The following is a 5,372-nucleotide window of genomic DNA, read 5'->3' on the forward strand; positions in this document are numbered from 1 at the left end:
TCGGGTGCGTCCGTTCCTTGAGAACTCAACAGCGTGCACTATGTTCAATGCCAATTTTTGAACCCCGTCCAGGTTTTGGCCTGGTGGGATTCCTTTGGATTGATGGACAGTCAGTATTGATTGTCTTGTCAGTCAGAGATTGAACTCCCTGGCGCCTCTTCGGGGGTGTTGGGAACCATTTTTTTTGGAGAGTTTGATCCTGGCTCAGGACGAACGCTGGCGGCGTGCTTAACACATGCAAGTCGAACGATGAACTGGCAGCTTGCTGCTGGGGATTAGTGGCGAACGGGTGAGTAACACGTGAGTAACCTGCCCTGGACTCTGGGATAACCCCGAGAAATCGGAGCTAATACCGGATAGGACCCTGTACCGCATGGTGTGGGGTGGAAAGTTTTCTCGGTCTGGGATGGACTCGCGGCCTATCAGCTTGTTGGTGAGGTAATGGCTCACCAAGGCGTCGACGGGTAGCCGGCCTGAGAGGGTGACCGGCCACACTGGGACTGAGACACGGCCCAGACTCCTACGGGAGGCAGCAGTGGGGAATATTGCACAATGGGCGCAAGCCTGATGCAGCAACGCCGCGTGCGGGATGACGGCCTTCGGGTTGTAAACCGCTTTTAGTAAGGAAGAAGGGGAGCTTGCTCCTTGACGGTACTTGCAGAAAAAGGACCGGCTAACTACGTGCCAGCAGCCGCGGTAATACGTAGGGTCCGAGCGTTGTCCGGAATTATTGGGCGTAAAGAGCTCGTAGGCGGTTTGTCGCGTCTGCTGTGAAATCCCGAGGCTCAACCTCGGGTCTGCAGTGGGTACGGGCAGACTGGAGTGCGGTAGGGGAGAATGGAATTCCTGGTGTAGCGGTGGAATGCGCAGATATCAGGAGGAACACCGATGGCGAAGGCAGTTCTCTGGGCCGTAACTGACGCTGAGGAGCGAAAGCGTGGGGAGCGAACAGGATTAGATACCCTGGTAGTCCACGCCGTAAACGTTGGGCGCTAGATGTGGGGACCTTTCCACGGTTTCCGTGTCGTAGCTAACGCATTAAGCGCCCCGCCTGGGGAGTACGGCCGCAAGGCTAAAACTCAAAGGAATTGACGGGGGCCCGCACAAGCGGCGGAGCATGCGGATTAATTCGATGCAACGCGAAGAACCTTACCAAGGCTTGACATATACGAGAACGCTGCAGAAATGTAGAACTCTTTGGACACTCGTATACAGGTGGTGCATGGTTGTCGTCAGCTCGTGTCGTGAGATGTTGGGTTAAGTCCCGCAACGAGCGCAACCCTCGTCGCATGTTGCCAGCACGTTATGGTGGGAACTCATGTGAGACTGCCGGGGTCAACTCGGAGGAAGGTGGGGATGACGTCAAATCATCATGCCCCTTATGTCTTGGGCTTCACGCATGCTACAATGGCCGGTACAAAGGGCTGCGATGTCGTAAGGCGGAGCGAATCCCAAAAAGCCGGTCTCAGTTCGGATTGAGGTCTGCAACTCGACCTCATGAAGTCGGAGTCGCTAGTAATCGCAGATCAGCAACGCTGCGGTGAATACGTTCCCGGGCCTTGTACACACCGCCCGTCAAGTCATGAAAGTCGGTAACACCCGAAGCCGGTGGCCTAACCCTTGTGGAGGGAGCCGTCGAAGGTGGGATCGGTGATTAGGACTAAGTCGTAACAAGGTAGCCGTACCGGAAGGTGCGGCTGGATCACCTCCTTTCTAAGGAGCATCTGGACACCGCAGGGTGTTCCAGGCATGCCGGATCAGACCGAACGTGTCTGCCGGCTGCTCATGGGTGGAACATTGACATAGGCATCAACGTGAATGGTTCGCGTCTAGTACGCCCGCTTCGGTGGGTTGGAACGGTGGGGGCCGGCCGGGTTGGTGCGTGCACGCTGTTGGGTCCTGAGGGACCGGACAACCCTGCCCTTCGGGGTGGGGGTGATGGTTTCTTCAGACCTTCACCGAAGCCGGCTGTGTGCTGGTGGGTGTGGGGGTTCTGGCCGTCTGTTGAGAACTACATAGTGGACGCGAGCATCTTAGATTCAACGTTTTCGGACGTTGGGTCACAAAGGTGAGTCGCCGAGTGGCATCCTTCGGGGTGTTGTTCGGCGTATTCACTGGTCAATTTCGCATCCGGGCCTTCGGGTTCGGGTGTACGAATTCGATCGAACTCATGTGATTTCAAGTTTCTAAGAGCAAACGGTGGATGCCTTGGCATCTGGAGCCGAAGAAGGACGTCGTAATCTGCGATAAGCCTCGGGGAGCTGATAAACGAGCTGTGATCCGAGGATTTCCGAATGGGGAAACCCCGCCAGGCCCTTTGGGTGACCTGGTGACTCCCGCCTGAATGTATAGGGCGGGTAGAGGGAACGTGGGGAAGTGAAACATCTCAGTACCCACAGGAAGAGAAAACAACCGTGATTCCGTAAGTAGTGGCGAGCGAACGCGGATGAGGCTAAACCGATCATGTGTGATACCCGGCAGGGGTTGCATGGTCGGGGTTGTGGGACCTTTCGGGTCGATCTGCCGGTCGACCACGGTGACGCGTCAGGTATAGACGAACCGGATTGAAAGCCGGACCGGAGTGGGTGTGAGTCCCGTAGTCGAAATGCCTGGCCGGCCGGAGAGGTATCCCAAGTAGCACGGGGCCCGAGAAATCCCGTGTGAATCTGTCAGGACCACCTGATAAGCCTAAATACTCCCAGATGACCGATAGCGGACAAGTACCGTGAGGGAAAGGTGAAAAGTACCCCGGGAGGGGAGTGAAATAGTACCTGAAACCGTTTGCTTACAAACCGTTGGAGCCTCCTTTGTTGGGGTGACAGCGTGCCTTTTGAAGAATGAGCCTGCGAGTTAGTGATCTGTGGCGAGGTTAACCCGTGTGGGGTAGCCGTAGCGAAAGCGAGTCTGAATAGGGCGATTCAGTCGCAGGTCCTAGACCCGAAGCGAAGTGATCTATCCATGGCCAGGTTGAAGCGACGGTAAGACGTCGTGGAGGACCGAACCCACTTCAGTTGAAAATGGAGGGGATGAGCTGTGGATAGGGGTGAAAGGCCAATCAAACTTCGTGATAGCTGGTTCTCTCCGAAATGCATTTAGGTGCAGCGTTGCGTGTTTCTTGCCGGAGGTAGAGCTACTGGATGGCCGATGGGCCCCAACAGGTTACTGACGTCAGCCAAACTCCGAATGCCGGTAAGTGAGAGCGCAGCAGTGAGACGGTGGGGGATAAGCTTCATCGTCGAGAGGGAAACAACCCAGACCACCAACTAAGGTCCCTAAGCGCGTGCTAAGTGGGAAAGGATGTGGAGTTGCACAGACAACCAGGAGGTTGGCTTAGAAGCAGCCACCCTTGAAAGAGTGCGTAATAGCTCACTGGTCAAGTGATTCCGCGCCGACAATGTAACGGGGCTCAAGCACGCCACCGAAGTTGTGGCATTGACATTTGTGGTAGGCCTTCGTGGTCCAGCCGTGTTGATGGGTAGGAGAGCGTCGTGTGCCGGGTGAAGCGGCGGTGGAAACCAGCCGTGGACGGCACACGAGTGAGAATGCAGGCATGAGTAGCGAAAGACGGGTGAGAAACCCGTCCTCCGGAAGACCAAGGGTTCCAGGGTCAAGCTAATCTGCCCTGGGTAAGTCGGGACCTAAGGCGAGGCCGACAGGCGTAGTCGATGGACAACGGGTTGATATTCCCGTACCGGCGAAGAACCGCCCACACGAGATCAGAAGTGCTAAGCATCCCAAGCCGTGCGGATCCCTTCGGGGTGATGCGCGGGGCGGCATGCGACCCCGTCTGGTGGAGTGAGCGTATTAACAGGTGTGACGCAGGAAGGTAGCCCAGCCCGGGCGATGGTTGACCCGGGGCAAGCGTGTAGGCCGAGCGATAGGCAAATCCGTCGCTCACACAGGCTGAGACGCGATGCGGATGAAAAGTGGGTGATCCTATGCTGCCGAGAAAAGCATCGACGCGAGGTTCCAGCCGCCCGTACCCCAAACCGACTCAGGTGGTCAGGTAGAGAATACCGAGGAGATCGAGAGAATCGTGGTTAAGGAACTCGGCAAAATGCCCCCGTAACTTCGGGAGAAGGGGGGCCCGAAGCGTGAACCTGCTTGCCAGGGGAAGCGTGGAGTGGCCGCAGAGACCAGTGGGAAGCGACTGTTTACTAAAAACACAGGTCCGTGCCAAGTCGCAAGACGATGTATACGGACTGACGCCTGCCCGGTGCTGGAAGGTTAAGAGGACCGGTTAGCCGCAAGGCGAAGCTGAGAATTTAAGCCCCAGTAAACGGCGGTGGTAACTATAACCATCCTAAGGTAGCGAAATTCCTTGTCGGGTAAGTTCCGACCTGCACGAATGGCGTAACGACTTCCCAGCTGTCTCAACCGCGAACTCGGCGAAATTGCAGTACGAGTAAAGATGCTCGTTACGCGCAGAAGGACGGAAAGACCCCGTGACCTTTACTACAGCTTGGTATTGGTGTTCGGTGTGGCTTGTGTAGGATAGGTGGGAGACTGTGAAGCGGGCACGCTAGTGTTCGTGGAGTCATTGTTGAAATACCACTCTGGTCACTCTGGATATCTAACTTCGAACCGTGATCCGGTTCAGGGACAGTGCCTGGTGGGTAGTTTAACTGGGGCGGTTGCCTCCCAAAAAGTAACGGAGGCGCCCAAAGGTTCCCTCAACCTGGTTGGCAATCAGGTGGCGAGTGTAAGTGCACAAGGGAGCTTGACTGTGAGACTGACAGGTCGAGCAGGGACGAAAGTCGGGACTAGTGATCCGGCAGTGGCTTGTGGAAGCGCTGTCGCTCAACGGATAAAAGGTACCTCGGGGATAACAGGCTGATCTTGCCCAAGAGTCCATATCGACGGCATGGTTTGGCACCTCGATGTCGGCTCGTCGCATCCTGGGGCTGGAGTAGGTCCCAAGGGTTGGGCTGTTCGCCCATTAAAGCGGTACGCGAGCTGGGTTTAGAACGTCGTGAGACAGTTCGGTCCCTATCCTCTGCGCGCGCAGGAAATTTGAGAGGATCTGACCCTAGTACGAGAGGACCGGGTTGGACGAACCTCTGGTGTGCCAGTTGTTCCGCCAGGAGCACCGCTGGTTAGCTACGTTCGGGATGGATAACCGCTGAAAGCATCTAAGCGGGAAGCCGGCCTCGAGATGAGATTTCCATCCCTTCGGGGGAGAGGCTCCCAGCCAGACGACTGGGTTGATAGGCCGGATGTGGAAGCAAGGACTAACGACTTGTGCAGCTGACCGGTACTAATAAGCCGATAACTTGACAATCACTACACACACTCTGTTTGTAAGGCTGGAGTGTGTGGCCCTGGGATTGCTCGCGTCCACTCTGTGGTTCCCAACAGACGGAAACACAACA

2 rRNA genes are annotated in these 5,372 nt (G+C 56.3%); both read left to right on the plus strand.

What is annotated here, in order from left to right:
- The first annotated feature begins 181 nt into the window (after positions 1-181).
- A 16S ribosomal RNA gene (locus tag ACFVN5_RS19695) occupies positions 182-1,713 on the plus strand.
- Positions 1,714-2,176: 463 nt separating this feature from the next.
- Positions 2,177-5,281 (plus strand): 23S ribosomal RNA (locus ACFVN5_RS19700).
- The 16S and 23S rRNA genes sit together here, the layout of an rRNA operon.
- The last annotated feature ends 91 nt before the right edge of the window (positions 5,282-5,372 follow it).

This window comes from Agromyces sp. NPDC057865, assembly GCF_042796995.1.
Classification (GTDB): Bacteria; Actinomycetota; Actinomycetes; order Actinomycetales; family Microbacteriaceae; genus Agromyces.